Origin of the sequence: Streptomyces tibetensis (assembly GCF_040647715.1) — a bacterium.
Taxonomy (GTDB): Bacteria; Actinomycetota; Actinomycetes; order Streptomycetales; family Streptomycetaceae; genus Streptomyces; species Streptomyces tibetensis_A.
The window spans coordinates 167,791-184,740 of the sequence record NZ_JBEZCR010000013.1; the positions used below are offsets into that span (position 1 = coordinate 167,791).

At 72.8% G+C, this 16,950-nt stretch carries 14 protein-coding genes and 1 pseudogene; 11 read left to right on the forward strand and 4 right to left on the reverse strand.

Annotated features, from left to right (window positions below):
- Nucleotides 1-37: 37 nt before the first annotated feature.
- Complete coding sequence (locus AB0B29_RS30875) at nt 38-1,993, forward strand: DAK2 domain-containing protein (protein WP_362244870.1); 1,956 nt, start codon at nt 38-40, stop codon at nt 1,991-1,993.
- Nucleotides 1,994-2,033: 40 nt separating this feature from the next.
- On the opposite strand, the gene AB0B29_RS30880 is transcribed toward AB0B29_RS30875, so the two are convergent.
- Together AB0B29_RS30880 and AB0B29_RS30885 are read right to left on the reverse strand one after the other, a co-directional pair.
- Complete coding sequence (locus tag AB0B29_RS30880) at nt 2,034-5,030, reverse strand: tetratricopeptide repeat protein (protein ID WP_362244872.1); 2,997 nt, start codon at nt 5,028-5,030, stop codon at nt 2,034-2,036.
- Entirely contained in the window at nt 5,027-6,865 is a 1,839-nt protein-coding gene (locus AB0B29_RS30885) for an HSP90 family protein (protein WP_362244953.1), read from the reverse strand. Before AB0B29_RS30885 ends, AB0B29_RS30880 begins: the two co-directional genes overlap by 4 nt.
- Before the next feature lie 187 nt (nt 6,866-7,052).
- On the opposite strand from AB0B29_RS30885, the gene recG reads away from it, so the two are divergent.
- The 8 genes from recG to mutM all read left to right on the forward strand — a co-directional run bounded on the left by recG (nt 7,053) and on the right by mutM (nt 14,486).
- Entirely contained in the window at nt 7,053-9,281 is a 2,229-nt protein-coding gene (gene recG, locus AB0B29_RS30890) for an ATP-dependent DNA helicase RecG (RefSeq protein ID WP_362244874.1), read from the forward strand.
- Between the two features lie 111 nt (nt 9,282-9,392).
- On the forward strand, nt 9,393-9,980 hold the full coding sequence (gene rsmD, locus AB0B29_RS30895; protein ID WP_362244876.1) for a 16S rRNA (guanine(966)-N(2))-methyltransferase RsmD: 588 nt from the start codon (nt 9,393-9,395) through the stop codon (nt 9,978-9,980).
- A 26-nt stretch (nt 9,981-10,006) separates the two neighbouring features.
- Nucleotides 10,007-10,486, forward strand: a complete 480-nt coding sequence (gene coaD, locus AB0B29_RS30900; RefSeq protein ID WP_362244955.1) for a pantetheine-phosphate adenylyltransferase — start codon at nt 10,007-10,009, stop codon at nt 10,484-10,486.
- A 99-nt stretch (nt 10,487-10,585) separates the two neighbouring features.
- On the forward strand, nt 10,586-11,713 hold the full coding sequence (locus AB0B29_RS30905) for an ATP synthase F0 subunit B (protein WP_362244878.1): 1,128 nt from the start codon (nt 10,586-10,588) through the stop codon (nt 11,711-11,713).
- Nucleotides 11,714-11,840: 127 nt separating this feature from the next.
- Complete coding sequence (locus AB0B29_RS30910; RefSeq protein ID WP_361118849.1) at nt 11,841-12,491, forward strand: YceD family protein; 651 nt, start codon at nt 11,841-11,843, stop codon at nt 12,489-12,491.
- 2 nt (nt 12,492-12,493) lie between these two features.
- On the forward strand, nt 12,494-12,667 hold the full coding sequence (gene rpmF, locus AB0B29_RS30915) for a 50S ribosomal protein L32 (RefSeq protein ID WP_003951102.1): 174 nt from the start codon (nt 12,494-12,496) through the stop codon (nt 12,665-12,667).
- A 7-nt stretch (nt 12,668-12,674) separates the two neighbouring features.
- Nucleotides 12,675-13,523, forward strand: a complete 849-nt coding sequence (gene rnc, locus AB0B29_RS30920) for a ribonuclease III (RefSeq protein WP_362244880.1) — start codon at nt 12,675-12,677, stop codon at nt 13,521-13,523.
- A gap of 102 nt (nt 13,524-13,625) precedes the next feature.
- On the forward strand, nt 13,626-14,486 hold the full coding sequence (gene mutM, locus AB0B29_RS30925) for a bifunctional DNA-formamidopyrimidine glycosylase/DNA-(apurinic or apyrimidinic site) lyase (protein ID WP_362244882.1): 861 nt from the start codon (nt 13,626-13,628) through the stop codon (nt 14,484-14,486).
- On the opposite strand, the gene AB0B29_RS30930 is transcribed toward mutM, so the two are convergent.
- Nucleotides 14,476-14,874 (reverse strand): winged helix-turn-helix transcriptional regulator, encoded by a 399-nt coding sequence (locus tag AB0B29_RS30930; protein ID WP_362244884.1) that lies wholly within the window; start codon nt 14,872-14,874, stop codon nt 14,476-14,478. The genes mutM and AB0B29_RS30930 overlap by 11 nt on opposite strands.
- Before the next feature lie 72 nt (nt 14,875-14,946).
- Here AB0B29_RS30930 and AB0B29_RS30935 point away from each other — a divergent pair.
- A pseudogene (locus AB0B29_RS30935) lies at nt 14,947-15,222 on the forward strand (NADPH-dependent FMN reductase); the annotation flags it as partial.
- 15 nt (nt 15,223-15,237) lie between these two features.
- Here the strand turns inward: AB0B29_RS30935 and AB0B29_RS30940 are convergent.
- Complete coding sequence (locus AB0B29_RS30940) at nt 15,238-16,380, reverse strand: CAP domain-containing protein (protein WP_362244885.1); 1,143 nt, start codon at nt 16,378-16,380, stop codon at nt 15,238-15,240.
- Between the two features lie 161 nt (nt 16,381-16,541).
- Between AB0B29_RS30940 and AB0B29_RS30945 the strand changes: the two genes are divergently transcribed.
- Nucleotides 16,542-16,823 (forward strand): acylphosphatase, encoded by a 282-nt coding sequence (locus AB0B29_RS30945; RefSeq protein WP_031108009.1) that lies wholly within the window; start codon nt 16,542-16,544, stop codon nt 16,821-16,823.
- The last annotated feature ends 127 nt before the right edge of the window (nt 16,824-16,950 follow it).

A 16,950-nucleotide genomic window follows, 5' to 3' on the forward strand; every position in this document is an offset into this window, starting at 1 on the left:
ACGCTGCCTGCCACGTCCGGCAGCTCAGGGAGGCGTAGTGGCGCAGGTGCCGCAGACATTCTTCGATGCTCTCGCGGTGCGCACCTGGTGCGGGCTCGCGCTGGAGACACTGGGGCGGGCGCGTGAGGAGATCGACGCGATCAACGTCTATCCGGTGGCGGACGGCGACACCGGCACCAATCTGTATCTGACCGTGGAGTCGGCGGTCGCGGCGGTCGAGGCGGTGTTCGCGGGGCATGCGGCGGGGTCCGAAGCCGCGGTGGGTGCCGGCAGGGCGGACGCCGGGAGCACGGGCATCGGGGGCGCAGATGCCGGGGGCGCGGGAGAGCCGACGCTCGCCGATGCCGCCCGGGCGATGGCGCACGGGGCCCTCATCGGCGCTCGCGGGAACTCCGGGACGATCCTCGCCCAGCTGCTGCGCGGCATGGCCCAGGTGCTGGCCGACGACGGCACCCCCCGGGCCGACGGCCGGGGCCTGCGGCTCGCCCTGCGGCACGCGGCCGACTCCGCCCGCCGGGCCGTCGCCCACCCCGTCGAGGGCACCGTCCTCACGGTCGCCTCGGCCGCCGCCGACGCGGCCGACGGCGCGGAGGGCGACTGCGGGAGCGTGGCCCGGGCGGCCTACGACGGAGCCCGCACGGCCCTCGCCGCGACCCCGGGCCAGCTGCCCGTCCTGGAACGCGCCGGGGTGGTCGACGCCGGCGGGCGGGGACTGGTCGCGGTGCTCGGGGCGTTGGTGGAGACGTTCACGGGGGAGAGGGTGCGGGCGGCGGAACCCGGCGGGCCCAGCGGCCGAGGCGGCGTAAGCGCGTGCCCCGTCCCCCAGGCGCGCGTCGCGTGCCCCGGCCCCCGTGCGCGCGTCGAGGCCGTCCAGGGCCAGACCCCCGCCGGCGGCCCCGCCTCGGGCGTCGCCCCCACCTCAGCCGACGGCCACGCCTCAGCCGGCGGCCCCGCCCCGGCCGCCGTCCCCGCCCCGGGCGTCGCCCCCACCTCCGCCGACGGCCACGCCTCAGCCGGCGGCGTCCCGGGGGAGTGCGCCGACAGTGCCGCCGCCCTGCCCGGCCGGGAAGGGCCCGCCTTCGAGGTGATCTACCTCTTGGAGGCCGAGGACGCGGCCGTGGAGCGGCTGCGGGGGCGGCTGGACGCCCTCGGGGACTCCCTGGTCGTGGTCGGCGGCGACGGGCTGTGGAACGTCCACGTCCATGTCGACGACGCGGGCGCGGCCGTAGAGGCCGGCATCGAGGCCGGGCGGCCCCACCGCATCCGCATCACGCACTTCGGTGCCGGTGACGTGCACACCACCGGCGCCGAACGGCCGCCTCGGGAGCGTGCCGAGCGGGCGGTCGTGGCCGTCGTGCCCGGCGAGGGTCTGGCCAGGCTGTACACCGAGGCCGGGGCGACGGCCGTGCTCGCCCGTCCCGGGGAGCCGCCCGCGAGCGGTGAGCTCGTCCAGGCCGTACGGCGGGCCCACGCGCGCGAGGTCGTGCTGCTGCCCAACGACGCCGACCTGCGCCACACCGCCGCCGCGGCGGCCGAGCAGGTCCGCGTGGAGGGCGTCCGGGTGGCCCTGATCCCGACCCGCTCGGCGGTCCAGGGCATCGCGGCGCTGGCCGTCCACGAACCGGACCGCCGCTTCGACGAGGACGTCGTGGCCATGACCTCGGCCGCCGGGGCCACCCGCTACGCCGAGGTCACCGTGGCCGAACGGCAGGCCTGGACGATGGCCGGCATCTGCCAGGCCGGCGACGTCCTGGGCCTGATCGACGGGGACGTGGCCGTGATCGGCTCGGACGTCGCAGTGACCGCCGAGACCGTCCTGGACCGCATGCTCTCGGCCGGGGGTGAGATGGTCACCCTGGTCCTCGGCGACGACGTCCCCGACACCGTCGCCGAACGTCTGGAGAGCCGGGTCCGCGTGGGGTACCTCGCCGTCGACACGGTGCTGTACCGGGGCGGACGGCAGGGGGCCCTGCTCCTCATCGGCGTGGAATGAGCCGGCGGGGAGTGAATCGGCGTGGAGTGAGCGGCGGCGGTCAGTCCTGCGAGGCGACGCGGAGCATGTGCTGCGCCTCCGCCCGCCGGGCCCGCACCGTCGAACGGCCGTCGTCCCCGCCGTCGCCGTCGCCGTCGCCGTCGCCGTCGTCGCCGGACCCGGTCTCCGCGTCGGCGTCGGTACCGGCGTTGTCGTAGCCGTCGTAGCCGTCGTATGCCGACAGCACTGCACGCGCCCGTGCTCTCGCGTCGGCCGGGCGGTCGAGCTCGATCTCCAGCCAGCCCGCGGTGAGTTCGGTGCCGGTACGGCTGTGCAGGGCGCCCTCCCCGAGGGAGGTGAACACCTCGGCGGCCCGCTGCAGCCGGGACAGGGCCTCCTCCAACACGGCCCGGCCGGCGGGGCCCTCGCCGCCCTCGGAGACGGATCGCGTCAGCAGGTCGGCGAACTGCCGGTGGGTGTCGCCGAGTTCGGCGACGAGCTGCTGCCGGGTCTCCTGGTCGGGGGCCGACTCCCGTGCCGCTTCACACACGCGGACGGCCTCCGCCATCAGGGCCCGTGCCTCGGCCGGCCCGCCCTCCGTCTCCAACGCCAGCCAGGCACGGGCACGCAGGGAGCGGATCAGGCCGGGGGAGTTGCCCAGCGTGCGCCACAGGTCGCCCGCGCGGGCGTAGGCCCGGTCCGCCTCGTCGGGCAGTCCGGCCTGCCCGAGGGACTCCCCGGCCAGGTGGGCGAGGGTCGCGTGGTCGTGCTGCTCGGGCCAGTGCCGGGCGATCTCGGCCGCCTGCAGACGCCGTTCGGCCGCCGCCCGGTGCTCACCGAGCTCGCTCAGGCAGTCGCCGAGCCACCACTGCGTCTGCACGACCGCCCCGTCACCGTGCGTCTCGGCGGTGAGGTCGGGCAGCGCCGACTCCAGCACCTCCGCGGCCTCGGCCCACCGTCCCTGCCGCAGCAGGAACCCGCCGAGCTGCTGCCGCGCCCAGGCACCCAGCGTCGCCGACTCACCCGCCCCGTCGGCCCAGTGGGCGGCCTCAAGGGCGTGCCGGGCCGCGTCCACAAAATCGTCCCGGCCACCGAGGACCTCGGCGAGCTGAAGGTGCAGCTGGGCCCGGCCCGGCGCTTCCAGGTGCGCTCCGCCGTGCTCCAGGGCCGCCCGCAGCGCCCGCTCGGTCTCTGCCGCGTCACCGAGGTGGTGGGCCAGGGACGCCAGGCGGGCCTCGTACTCCACCGCGTACCACGGCAGCCCCGCCGCGACGAACGCCGCCGCGCCCCGCGCGAACAGCTCCGCGGCCCTGGGCAGGTCCCCGGCGAGCCCCGCCAGCTCCCCGAACATCGCCTGCGCCTCGGCGACCCGCGCGGCCAGCCGTACGTCCTCGCCGGTCCGGCCGTCGACGAGCGCGAGGACCTCACGGACGGCTGCCTCGGCCTCGGCGAGAGCGGCCCCCTCGCCCTCGGCCTGGTGCGCCCTGCGCGTCAGGATCCGGGCCCGGCTCATCACGACGGACGCCGTCTGCCGCATCCCCGTGCCCCCGGCGGCGTACAGCGCGAGGACCTCGTCGTACAGGCCCGCCACTGCCGGGACGGCGCCGTCCACGTCACCCGCGAGCGCACGGACGTAGGCCCCACGCGCGCGTGCGGCGAGGGCCTCGCCCGGGTCGCCCGCCTCGGCGTAGAGGGCTGCCGCCCGCTCGAAGAGCCCGGTGCCCTCGGGGCCGAGGGACATCGCCTCGTGGTCGGCCATCTCGGCACGGTCGCGCGGGTCCAGCTCGGCGTCCCCGGCTGCCGCGGCGGCCGCCACCCACGCCTCCACGGCGTTCGGCCGCAGGCCGTCCGACAGCCGCCGAGCCTCGGCCAGCAGGGCGGGCAGATCCGGCTGCCCGGCGGCGCGGACCGGCGCGGCAGGGGGAGCGGGCGGGGGAGCCGGGCGTACCGACCGCACGCCCAGCGGCAGCCGTTCCGCGAGTGGTTGCCGCGCCATACGCGCGCGTGCCCGGTCGCTCACGTGCGCCGTGCCGTTGCGCTCGTCGAAGCGTGCCGCCAGGGCGAGGGCCTCCCCGCGCGCGTGCGCGGCGAGTTCGCGGGCGGTCCACTCCCTCCCGGCCGGCCCCGGCACCTGCCGCTCTCCCAGCCCGAGCCCGGTCAGCCGGTCCATGAGCAGGGCCACCACGCTCAGGAAGTCCAGTTTGCTCTGCGGATGCCCGTCGTCGGTGAAGTACGCCGGCCGCTCCGCGAGCAGCTCCAGGCCCCGGGCCTCGTTGCCGGTCAGCGCGCAGAACTCCACGTGCTCGGCGTACGCACCGCGCATGCTCTCCATCGCCCGGACGAGGCGGAACCCCCGCAGGTGGTTGGCCCGGGCCTCGTCCGGGCGGCCCAGCCGCAGCAGCGGCACCAGGGAGGACGCGAAGACCGTGTGGGGCTCGTGGGCGCAGGCGTACTCGCCCTCCAGCACCGGCCGCCACAGCCGAAGCGCCTCGGCGTCCCGCCCCAGTTCCGCCTGCCACCAGCCCTGCCCGTGCAACTCGCAGGCGTGGCAGTCCGCCATGGTGTCCCGGTCGGCGGCCAGCCACGCGGCGTACGCCCGCTCGGCCCGCGCCACGTCACCGACATGCGCGGCCACACTGTGCTCGGCGCTGCGCACGGCCCGTTCGGAGTGCCCGGCGAGCCGGTAGCGGCGCTCCATCTCGCCGAGCCACTTCTCGATCGACGCCAGCGGGATGTGCGGCTGGTCCAGCATGCCGGCCGAGACCCATTTGAAGACCCAGTGCAGCGAGTGGGTCTCGTACGCGTCGAAGTCCTCGGGCCGTTCGTCCCACATGCGCAGCAGCCGCGCGAAGGGGACGAACATCTTCCCCTTCTCGGAGCTGTAGTTGTAGACCTTCAGCTGGTGGCCGAGCGCCTCGATCACGGCGAGCGGGATGCCCAGCTTCTCGGCCGCCGCCAGCAACTCCTCCGCGCGGGCGTTGCGGGCCGGCCCCTCCGGCTGCTCGGAGTTCTCCGCCATGGCCTCGCGCAGGGCGTCGAAGTCCAAGATCTCGCTCATGCCTGACCGTCCTCGCTGTGCGTGGCCCACTCCAGGAGGCCGATGAACGCGCGGTTGAGCAGTGCCGAATCGGCCGGCCTCAACGGCCGCTGCGCCATCAGCAGCGCCTGCCCGTACAGCGACTCGGTGGCGGTGCCGACCAGCTCCGGGTCGGGCAGCGCGCCGATCCGCCGCACCAGCGGGTTGAGGTGGTTGAGCACCAGCCGCGCGCGGGGTGCGCTGCCGCGCAGGGAGCCGAGGATCCCCGCCCACAGGTCGTCGGCCTGCGCCTCGGCGTCCGCCCGGGCCTGCTCGTGCCGGGCGTCCCGGTCGTCGAGGTGCAACGCGGGCACGGACAGCGGGTGGAAGGCCCGCAGGACCACGTCACAGCCCAGCGGGTCGAGCCGGGCCCGGGCCGCCGCCAGGAAGCCCGACAGGGCCAGCTCCTCGGCCGGGTCGACGGCGTCCAGATGCGCGGTGACCGTCTCCGCGTCCAGCTCGGCGACCACGGTCCCCGGCCGCACCGACGGCAGCGCCTCCACCAGCTCGCCGTCGTACGTGTAACCGCCGTTGATCACGCCGATGCCCTGCGCGGACGCGATCGGCGCGACCTGCCGGTACTCCTCGACGGTCCGCGTGAAGTGCACCACCGGGTGCCGCTGGGCGAACTCCTCCAGGGAAAGCCGCCCGTCGGTCGTCTCGAACGGCAGCCACGGCAGCATCGTGCGCAGCATCTCCCGGTCGTGCCGGGCCAGCGACTTCACGCCCAGGTGGTGCACCGACAAGAACGCGGCCAGCCGGTCCGGATCACCGGCCGCCAGACCCGTCAGCCAGGCACGGATCCGCTCGCCCAGCGCCTCCCGCACACCGGCCAGCGTCTCGTCCTCATACAGCGACTCGCGGGAGGCCGTCGGCCGCAGACTGTCCGTGTCGAGGACGCAGCGCACGAAGAACGCCCAGTCGGGCAGCAGCTGTTCGGCCCGCTCGGTCAGCAGCATGCCCTTGAGGTGCACCCGGTGACCCGCGCGCTGGGCCGGGCTCACCGCCGACGGCAGCACGTACGCCACCCCGCGGATGCCGGCCAGCGGCACGGCCAGGTCGATCGTGTCCAGCGGGGTGAAGCCGAACAGGTCGTGGCAGTGCCGGGCGAGGGCGACGCGACGGGCGGCCGGGCCCGGGTACGGACGGTCCCAGGGCGCCGGAAGGTCGGTGACCGCCTCGTCGCCGACCCGGACGTCGTACGGCAGCAGCGACCCGAAGTCCCGGGCCAGCGCATCGACCCGGTCGGGCGCGAGCCACTCCGCGGCACCGGCCCGGGCCACCAGGTGCACGGTCGTGCCCGGTTCGGGCCGCTCGGCGTCGGGCAGCGTCCGCACGGTGTACGAACCGTCGTCGGACGCCGTCCACTCCACCGGCGGCGCCCCGGGAGTACGGGCGCTGCGGCTGACGACCCGGATGCGTTCGGCGACGACGAAACAGGCCAGCAGCCCGATGCCGAACTGCCCGAGGAAGTCGGACCGCGCCTCTGCGAGCCCCTCGGCCCGCTTGGAGCTGCGCCCGATGGTGGCCAGCAGGCTGTGCACGTCCGCCTCGGTGAGCCCCACGCCGGTGTCCTCGACGCGCAGGGCACCGCCCTCGGCGTGCAGCCGGATCCGGGCAGGGGCGTCCGGCTCGTCCACCAGTCGGGCCGTGACGGCGTCCACGGCGTTCTGCAGCAGCTCGCGCAGATACACCCTGGGGCTGGAGTAGAGGTGGTGGGAGAGCAGGTCCACCAGACCACGCAGGTCGACCTGGAACGTATGAGGTGACGGGGGCGAATGGGGTGCCGGGGAGGGCTGTGAGGTCTGGGAGTCCATCATCACGGCGCCGGTGGGGGACTCGCGACGGCGCGGGGTCGGGCGGTCCCGGTGGGGCGGTGACCGCGAAGAGGGCCGGGAGCGCGTCATCCTAAGGCCCTGGCGAGCCGCCTGACCAGGGGTTTCCGGGATCTTTACGGCGATCCGGCCGCGGGCCTGGAAGCCATTGTCAGTGGCGTGGTGTGCAATGGATCTCGTGCCCGCACTGGAAGAACCCCTGCGACAACCGCTGAAGTCGGTGCTCGGCCCCGCCACCGCGAAGGTGATGGCCGAGCACCTCGGCCTGCTCACCGTCGGCGACCTCCTGCACCACTACCCGCGCAGATACGAGGAGCGCGGCCAGCTCACCCACCTCGCCGACCTCCCCATGGACGAGCACGTCACGGTGGTCGCGCAGGTCGCCGACGCCCGCCTGCACACCTTCGCCTCCGCCAAGGCCCCGCGCGGCAAGGGCCAGCGCCTGGAGGTCACGATCACGGACGGCAGCGGCCGGCTCCAACTGGTCTTCTTCGGCGCGGGCGTCCACAAGCCCCACAAGGAACTCCTGCCGGGCACCCGCGCGATGTTCGCGGGCAAGGTCTCCGTCTTCAACCGCCGACTCCAACTCGCCCACCCGGCCTACGAGTTGCTCCGCGGCACCGACGACGATCCGGCGGAGTCCGTCGAGGCCTGGGCGGGCGCCCTGATCCCGATCTACCCCGCCACCGCCAAGCTCGAGTCCTGGAAGATCGGCAAGGCGATCCAGACGGTCCTGCCCACCGCCCAGGAGGCCGTCGACCCGCTCCCGGACTCCCTGCGCCAGGGCCGCGGCCTGGTCCCGCTCCCCGAAGCCCTCCTCAAGATCCACCGCCCGCACACCAAGGCGGACATCGAGGACGCCCGCTCACGCCTCAAGTGGGACGAGGCCTTCGTCCTCCAGGTCGCCCTGGCCCGCCGCCGGCACGCCGACGCCCAACTCCCCGCCGTCCCCCGCAAACCGGCCCCCGACGGCCTCCTCACCGCCTTCGACGCCCGCCTGCCCTTCACCCTCACCGACGGCCAGCAGCGCGTCTCCCGCGAGATCTTCGACGACCTGGCCACCGACCATCCGATGCACCGGCTGTTGCAGGGGGAAGTGGGCTCCGGGAAAACAATGGTCGCGCTGCGCGCCATGCTCGCCGTGGTCGACGCCGGTGGTCAGGCCGCCATGCTCGCGCCCACCGAAGTGCTCGCGCAGCAGCACCACCGGTCCATCGTCGAGATGATGGGCGAGCTGGCCGAGGGCGGCATGCTGGGCGGGGCCGAGCAGGCCACCAAGGTCGTGCTGCTCACCGGCTCCATGGGGACGGCCGCCCGGCGGCACGCCCTGCTCGACCTCACCACCGGCGAGGCCGGCATCGTCATCGGCACGCACGCGCTGATCGAGGACAAGGTGCAGTTCCACGACCTGGGCCTGGTCGTGGTCGACGAACAGCACCGTTTCGGCGTCGAGCAGCGCGACGCCCTGCGCGGCAAGGGCAAACAACCCCCGCATCTGCTGGTCATGACCGCCACGCCCATCCCGCGCACCGTCGCCATGACGGTCTTCGGCGACCTGGAGACCTCCGTCCTCGACCAGCTGCCGGCCGGCCGCTCGCCGATCGCCAGCCATGTGGTCCCGGCCGCCGACAAGCCCCACTTCCTGTCGCGCGCGTGGGAAAGGGTCCGCGAGGAGGTGGAGAACGGCCACCAGGCCTACGTGGTCTGCCCCCGCATCGGCGACGAGGAGGACGACCCGAAGAAGTCCGCCAGGAAGAAGTCCCCGGAGGACGAGGCCGAGAAGCGCCCGCCCCTGGCCGTCCTCGATGTGGCGGACCAGCTGGTCAAGGGCCCTCTGCAGGGCCTGCGCGTCGAGGTCCTGCACGGCCGCATGCACCCCGACGACAAGGACGCCGTCATGCGCCGCTTCGCCGCCGGCGAGACCCATGTCCTGGTCGCCACGACGGTCATCGAGGTCGGCGTCAACGTCCCCAACGCCACCGCCATGGTGATCATGGACGCCGACCGCTTCGGCGTCTCCCAGCTCCACCAGCTGCGCGGCCGCGTGGGCCGCGGCTCGGCCCCGGGCCTCTGCCTCCTGGTCACCGAGATGCCCGAGGCGAGCCCGGCCCGCCAGCGTCTGGGAGCCGTCGCCTCCACCCTCGACGGCTTCGAGCTGTCCCGCATCGACCTGGAACAGCGCCGCGAGGGCGACGTCCTGGGCCAGGCCCAGTCCGGAGCCCGGACCTCCCTGAAGGTCCTCGCCGTCATCGAGGACGAGGAGATCATCGCGGAGGCCAGGGAGGAGGCGGCGGCGGTGGTGGCCGCGGATCCGGAGCTGACCGGCCTCCCCGCCCTGCAGACGGCACTGGACGCCCTCTTGGACGAGGAGAGGGAGCAGTACTTGGAGAAGGGGTGAGGACGAGCGACTCTCTTGGGGGCGCGGGTCTGTAATCCATATGCGGCTACCGCCGCGCGGGCGCGACCAGCCACACTGATACCCGAAGCCGCCCACGACCAAGGACCACAGATGACCCGCGTGATCGCCGGCACAGCCGGCGGACGTCGCCTGGCCGTCCCGCCAGGGACAGGCACCCGCCCCACCTCCGACCGCGCGCGCGAAGGCCTCTTCTCCACCTGGCAATCCCTCCTCGGCGGCCCCCTGCAAGGCGAACGCGTCCTCGACCTCTACGCCGGATCGGGAGCCGTCGGCCTGGAAGCCCTCTCCCGAGGCGCCGGCCACACCCTCCTCGTCGAGGCCGACGCCAAGGCCGTTCGCACGGTCCGCGAGAACGTGAAGAACCTCGGACTCCCCGGCGCGGAGGTCAGAGCGGGCAAAGCGGAACAGATCATCCGCACGGCACCCCCGGGCGACCCGTACGACCTCGTGTTCCTCGACCCGCCGTACGCCGTCACGGACGACGATCTTCGGGAGATCCTCCTCACACTCCGCACCGAAGGCTGGCTCGCCGGAGAAGCCCTCGTCACCGTGGAGCGCAGCACCAGAGGCGGTGAATTCCGTTGGCCCGAGGGTTTCGAACCCCTCCGGGCCCGTCGCTACGGCGAGGGAACGTTTTGGTACGGTCGCGCCGCCTCTACGTGCGAAGACGCACGATGACCGGACCGGAGAGCGAGGGATCACAAGTGCGCCGCGCCGTCTGTCCCGGGTCGTTCGACCCCATCCACAACGGACACCTGGACATCATTTCCCGCGCCTCCCGCCTGTACGACGAGGTCTATGTCGCGGTGATGATCAACAAGTCCAAGAAGAGTCTCTTCGAGATCGACGAGCGGATCGACCTGATCCGCCAGGTCACCGCCGAGTACGGCAACGTCCGGGTCGAGGCCTTCCACGGCCTCCTCGTCGACTTCTGCAAGATGCGGGACATCCCCGCCATCGTCAAGGGCCTGCGCGCGGTCAGCGACTTCGACTACGAGCTGCAGATGGCCCAGATGAACAACGGCCTCTCGGGCGTGGAGACACTCTTCGTGCCCACCAACCCCACCTACAGCTTCATGTCGTCGTCGCTGGTCAAGGAGGTCGCCACCTGGGGCGGCGACGTCTCCCACCTGGTGCCGCCGCTGGTCCTGGAGGCGCTCACCCGGCGCCTGCGCCGGGACTGACGCGCTGACGGCCCGTCACCCGGTGTTCCGGGGCGACCCCATGGCCGTACAGTCGTCCCGTCCGTCTCCAACGCATCTGTAGAGAGTGGCGAGCACACGGTGGACGTGCAGAAGAAGCTCGACGAGATCGTCTCCGCGGTCTCCGGCGCCCGGTCCATGCCCATGTCGGCCTCGTGCGTGGTCAACCGCGCCGACCTGCTCGCGATGCTGGAAGAGGTGCGCGCGGCCCTGCCCGACTCCCTCGCCCAGGCCCAGGAGCTGATCGGCGGCCGCGAGCAGATGGTCGAGCAGGCCCGCCACGAGGCCCAGCAGATCATCGAGAGCGCGCACGCCGAGCGCGGGTCGCTGATCTCGGGCACCGAGGTCGCCCGCCGCTCCCAGGCCGAGGCCGACCGGATCCTCGCCGAGGCCCGCCAGGAGGCCGAGGAGATCCGCGCCGAGGCCGACGAGTACGTCGACTCCAAGCTCGCCAACTTCGAGGTCGTGCTCACCAAGACCCTGGGCTCCGTCGGCCGCGGCCGCGAGAAGCTCCTGGGCACCGGCCCCGGCACCGACGGGCAGGGCTACGAGGACGAGGACGCCCCCGAGCGCAGCCACGACCCGGAGACCCAGCGCCGCAGCGCCGACGAGTACGTCGACGTCAAGCTCGGCGCCTTCGAGGCGGTCCTCGCCAAGACCCTGGAGGCCGTCGGCCGCGGCCGGCAGAAGCTGCACGGCCGGATCGCCACCGACGACCTCGGCTCCCTCGCCGACGACGCGAGCACCATCCAGCACTCCAGCGACGCCGACTACCTGGCCGACCTGGCCGCCCTCGCCGACCAGAAGCCCCCGGCCGGACAGCCCGCCCAGCAGCCGGACTACGGACAGCCGCAACCGGCGTACGCCCAGGCCCCCGGCTACGCCCCAGCAGAAGGCGATCCGGCCCAGCAGCCCGATCCGTACGGCGGCTACCCGCAGCAGGCCTACGCCGGCCAGCAGGACCCCTACGGCTACCAGCACGCCGATCCCTATGCCACCGTCTCCGGCTACGCCCCGGCCGGAGACGCCGCCTTCCAGGGCTACGACCCCCAGCAGGCCGCCTACGACCCGAACCAGGTCCACCAGCAGCCGCAGCAGGACCACCACGCCCATCAGGGATACGCCCTCGACGAGACCAGCCTCTTCGACACCGGCATGATCAGCGCCGAGCAGCTGCGGGCGTACGAGCAGGGCCGCGGTCAGGGCTGAGCCCCGGATTGGGCCGAGAGCGAAAGGTCCAGTATCCTGGCTCTTCGGTCGCGTGTACGTCCGCGATCAACGCTGCCCGGAACAACGAAGGGCAGCGCCCCCAGAGCTCAGCAGACCGAAAGTTGGAATGGCCCTGAACGCCCGCCTCGACCACCGCAACCCCCTCGTGTTCGACACACACGAGCTGGGCCGGCGGCCTGGTGCGCTGCAGCGCCTGACCCGCACGGTCGACGCTCCCAAGGACTTCGGTATCAAGGGAGTCATCGGAGTGCCGGAAGGCGCCCCGGTGGAGCTCGAACTCCGCCTGGAGTCGGTCATGGAAGGGGTGCTCGTCACAGGCACCGCCCGTGCCGCGGCCGAAGGGGAGTGCGTAAGGTGTCTGGAGCCGCTCGAGCAGGAGCTCGAAGCGGAGTTCCAGGAGATGTTCTCGTACCCTGACGCCGACGACCGGGGCCGCGTGATCGCGGAACCGGGCGACGACGCCGAGGACGACGAGGACAGGCTCTTCCTCGAGGACGGCTTGTTCGACCTCGAGCCCGTGCTGCGTGATGCGGTGGTGCTCGCACTGCCGATGCAGCCGGTGTGCCGGGAAGACTGCCCCGGGCTGTGTGCCGAGTGTGGCGCACGGCTGGCGGACGACCCGGACCACCACCACGACGCCGTCGACATCCGTTGGGCGGCATTGCAGGGACTCGCCGGCACCATGAAGGACGGCGAGAAGGACGAGATGAGCGGCGCTGACGCGGAAGCGGGCGTCGACGAGAAGCAGGAGAAGTAGCCGTGGCTGTTCCGAAGCGGAAGATGTCGCGCAGCAACACGCGCCACCGCCGGTCGCAGTGGAAGGCTGCGGTCCCCACCCTGGTTGCGTGCGAGCGCTGCCACGAGCCCAAGCAGCAGCACATCGCGTGCCCGTCGTGCGGCACCTACAACAAGCGCCAGGTCCTCGAGGTCTGAGCGGCTGGTGAGAGGCACTGTGTCCACGCCTAAGAACAAGTCTTCCCGTGCGAGCGGGAGTGCTCCGGCGGACAACCAGGCCTCGTCCCACACGCTTCTGGAAGGGCGGCTCGGGTACAAGCTCGAGTCCGCCCTTCTGGTGCGCGCACTGACCCACCGGTCGTACGCATACGAGAACGGCGGTCTGCCGACCAACGAGCGCCTGGAGTTCCTCGGGGACTCCGTCCTCGGCCTCGTGGTCACGGACACGCTGTACCGCACCCACCCCGACCTCCCAGAAGGCCAGCTGGCCAAGCTGCGGGCCGCGGTGGTCAACTCGCGTGCGCTCGCCGAAGTGGGCCGCGGGCTCGACCTGGGCTCCTTCATCCGGCTCGGCCGGGGTGAAGAGGGCACGGGCGGGCGGGACAAGGCGTCCATCCTCGCCGACACCCTCGAAGCGGTGATCGGCGCGGTCTACCTGGACCAGGGACTGGACTCGGCGGCGGAGCTCGTGCACCGCCTGTTCGACCCCCTGATCGAGAAGTCCTCGAACCTCGGAGCCGGCCTGGACTGGAAGACCAGTCTCCAGGAGCTCACCGCGACCGAGGGGCTCGGTGTCCCCGAGTACCTGGTCACGGAGACGGGCCCCGACCACGAGAAGACCTTCACTGCTGCCGCCCGCGTCGGAGGCGTCTCGTACGGCACCGGCACCGGCCGCAGCAAGAAGGAGGCGGAGCAGCAGGCCGCCGAGTCCGCATGGCGGTCCATCCGGGCCGCGGCGGACGAGCGCGCCAAGGCGGCGAAGGACGCCGAGGCGACACAGACGGCAGCTGCTCATGCCGCCCAGACGGTCACCGACGGCAGCGTCGGCGGCTGACCGCCGCCGCCCTCACCGGGCGGCAAGCACAGCGCACCCGAGCGCCCGCCCCTGCCCGGGGCGGGCGCTCGCGTCATCCACAGGTCCGTGACGGGGGAGCCCATGCCCGAGTTGCCCGAGGTCGAGGTCGTACGGCGCGGTCTCGAGCGGTGGGTCGCCCACCGGACCGTCGCCGAGGCCGAGGTGCTGCACCCGCGCGCGGTACGCCGCCACTTCGCGGGCGCCGACGACTTCGCGCACCGTCTGAAGGGTCACCGCATCGGCGTTCCCAGCCGACGCGGCAAGTACCTGTGGCTGCCGCTGGAGGACACCGACCAGTCGATCCTGGCCCACCTCGGCATGAGCGGCCAGCTCCTGGTCCAGCCGCACACCGCCCCGGACGAGAAGCACCTGCGCATCCGCGTCCGCTTCACCGACGCCCTGGACACCGAACTCCGCTTCGTCGACCAGCGCACCTTCGGCGGCCTCTCGCTGCACGACAACGCCCCCGACGGCCTGCCGGACGTCATCGCGCACATCGCCCGCGACCCGCTCGACGAGCTCTTCGACGACGAGGCCTTCCACCGGGCGCTGCGCCGCAAGCGGTCCACGATCAAGCGGGCCCTGCTCGATCAGTCCCTGATCAGCGGGGTCGGCAACATCTACGCGGACGAGGCCCTGTGGCGCGCCCGCATCCACTACGAACGCCCGACCGCGACCTTCACCCGCCCGCGCACACTGATGCTGCTGGGGCATGTGAGGGACGTGATGAACGCGGCCCTCGCGGTGGGCGGCACCAGCTTCGACAGCCTGTACGTCAACGTCAACGGCGAGTCGGGCTACTTCGACCGGTCGCTCGACGCGTACGGGCGCGAGGGCCTGCCCTGCCGGCGCTGCGGCACTCCCATGCGGCGGCGGCCCTGGATGAACCGGTCGAGCTACTACTGCCCGAAGTGCCAGCGGCCGCCCCGGATCACGCCCTAGCGGAGTCGTACCGCTCGCGCGCGGCCAGCACCTGCTCCATGCTGCCCTCCACGACGTGGATCAGGGCGAGCAGCCGCTCGGCGACGTCCCGCCCGAGCGGCGTCAGTTCGTAGTCCACCCGGGGCGGGTTGGTCGGCTGGGCCTCGCGGTGGACCAGTCCGTCGCGCTCCAGGGCATGCAGCGTCTGGGACAGCATCTTCTCGCTCACCCCGTCGACGCGGCGGCGCAGCTCGTTGAAGCGCAGCGACCCCTCGTACAGGGCGCCGAGCGCGAGCCCGCCCCAGCGGCCCGTGACGTGCTCCAGCGTGCCGCGCGACGGGCAGGCCTTGGCGAACACGTTGAACGGGAGGTCTTCGAGGCCCTCCGTGAGCCCCTCGGTGGTGGTCATAAAACCAGCGTACGCCAGCGCAGCGCTAACCGACAGGTTGCACTAACCAAAAGTTAGTGCATTCCTTCGGGCGGCGACAAGCTGCACACCCTGCAGTACTTCCAGATCCTCGCCGCGCAGCGCGGCATGCACGGGGTGAACCTCGGTCTGCTCCCGGGCTGGAACAGCAGCACCGGCTCCGAGCACGACCTGAACCGCCTGGGCGTCTTCACCGGCGCGGCTGCTCAGACCAACGCCGACGAGGGTCCGGACGCCGTCCACAAGGCCGACATCGCCACGGCCGAACAACTGGGCCGCCGCGTGGCGGAGACGGCCAGGGTGTTCCTCAAGGGCCTGGCCGCCGCCTGAGCGCCGCCGGACGCCTCAGTAGCCGAAGTCCTGCGTCCACCAGGGGCCGCCGGAGCCGAGCTCGACCCCTACGCCCAGCGTCTTGAAGTCGCAGTTCAGTATGTTGGCGCGGTGGCCGGGGCTGTTCATCCAGGCGTCCATCACGGCCGCGGCGTCAGCCTGGCCGCGGGCGATGTTCTCGCCGCCGAGGTTGGATATCCCGGCCTTCTCGGCCCGGTCCCAGGGGGTGCGGCCGTCCGGGTCGGTGTGGTCGAAGAAGCCGCGCGCGGCCATGTCCTCGCTGTAGCTCTGAGCCAGGTCCGTGAGAGCGCTGTTCGCGGCGACCGGGCTGCAGCCCACCTTGGCCCGCTCCTCGTTCACGAGGCTGAGCACCTGGGCCGCGGCGGCCGACTCTCCGGACAGGGCGGCGGAGGCGCTGGGCGTCCTCGGAGCCTTCGTCGCCGTACGGGAGGGCGAGGCCTCAGGCTTCTCGCTCGGGGTGGCCGCCGGCTTCTTCTTCTCCGGAGCCTTCTCCTGCGTCTTCTCGGGCTTCTCCGGCGTCTTCGTCGGCGCGGCCGAGGTCTTCGAGGCGGACGGCGAGGGGGTGCCCGGACGCTCGGCGCCCCGGCTGGTGGGCGTCTCGTCCCGGCTGTCGGCGCTGCCGGCGGTGCCGCCCTGCTCGATCGGGGTGTTCGTCGGCGTGTCCCCGGCCTGGACCTTGTCGGCCCCGCCGCCCCCGCCGAGCTTGTAGTTGTCGAGGCCGGGCACCGCGCCCGTGGCGACCGCGACCGTGCCGAGCGCGACGGCGGCGGAGACCCCGAGCAGCCCGGTGCGCACCGGCCGGGTGGCCTTCTTGCGGCGGCGGTGCGAACCGGCGCGCCGAACGCCGCCGTCGGGCGTGAACCCGTCGCTCGCGAATCCGTCACTCGCGAAGACGGCCGTGTCGCCGTAGCGGTCACCCGTGGCGGACCCTTCGGCGGCGAACAGGTACGCCTCGCTCTTCGCGTAGGTGTCGGCGTACGCCTCCGGGTTCAGATAGGGCGCGATGCCCATCGTCGGGGCGTCGTCCGCGGCGGGGTACAGCGGGTCGTGGCCCTCCGCGAAGCCGTCGGCGTGGGTGAGCCCCGTGGCGCGGCCCGTGGCGGCGCGGCCGGCGTCGGAGCGTCGGTGGCGTCCCATGTCCTGGCCTTCCTCGTCCTGGCGGTCGACTCGTCCTCGAGATCAACACCAAACTCACTCGATCGTGTGAGTTTCATATGAGATTCGTTGAGGGGGGACGGTACCGCATGGCGCAAGTGGAGGAAGTGCCCGGAGAGAGTTCGGGCGGTTAGGTTGCAGTCATGAGCGAGGATGTGCGACTGGTCGCCTGGGTGCGTGGACGCGTCCAAGGTGTGGGTTTCCGCTGGTTCACGCGGGCCAAGGCATTGGAGATCGGCGGCCTGAGTGGCTTTGCTCTCAATTTGGGCGACGGCCGCGTCCAGGTGGTCGCCGAGGGCGGACGCGAGGGCTGCGAGGGCCTGCTGGAGTGGCTCCAGGGTGACGACACGCCCGGCCGCGTGGACGGCGTCACCGAGATCTGGGACACACCGCGCGGCGGCTACGACGGCTTCGCCATCCGCTGATCACGCCGGGCGGGCGGCTCCCGATGCGGCCCCGGGCGGTGTGCCGACGGCCGCCCGAAGAGGAAACTCGCTGGTGATTGCCGGAACCGCTTGCCTTGGCACGCTCCGCACGCAAGGATGATCGCCA

Excerpts from the sequence above, each read along its gene's own strand:
- AB0B29_RS30880 (WP_362244872.1), bottom strand. The coding sequence starts at position 5,030 with ATGAGCGAGATCTTGGACTTCGACGCCCTGCGCGAGGCCATGGCGGAG.
- AB0B29_RS30885 (WP_362244953.1), bottom strand. The coding sequence starts at position 6,865 with ATGGACTCCCAGACCTCACAGCCCTCCCCGGCACCCCATTCGCCCCCG.
- recG (WP_362244874.1), top strand. The coding sequence starts at position 7,053 with ATGGATCTCGTGCCCGCACTGGAAGAACCCCTGCGACAACCGCTGAAG.
- rsmD (WP_362244876.1), top strand. The coding sequence starts at position 9,393 with ATGACCCGCGTGATCGCCGGCACAGCCGGCGGACGTCGCCTGGCCGTC.
- AB0B29_RS30910 (WP_361118849.1), top strand. The coding sequence starts at position 11,841 with ATGGCCCTGAACGCCCGCCTCGACCACCGCAACCCCCTCGTGTTCGAC.
- mutM (WP_362244882.1), top strand. The coding sequence starts at position 13,626 with ATGCCCGAGTTGCCCGAGGTCGAGGTCGTACGGCGCGGTCTCGAGCGG.
- AB0B29_RS30930 (WP_362244884.1), bottom strand. The coding sequence starts at position 14,874 with ATGACCACCACCGAGGGGCTCACGGAGGGCCTCGAAGACCTCCCGTTC.
- AB0B29_RS30940 (WP_362244885.1), bottom strand. The coding sequence starts at position 16,380 with ATGGGACGCCACCGACGCTCCGACGCCGGCCGCGCCGCCACGGGCCGC.
- AB0B29_RS30945 (WP_031108009.1), top strand. The coding sequence starts at position 16,542 with ATGAGCGAGGATGTGCGACTGGTCGCCTGGGTGCGTGGACGCGTCCAA.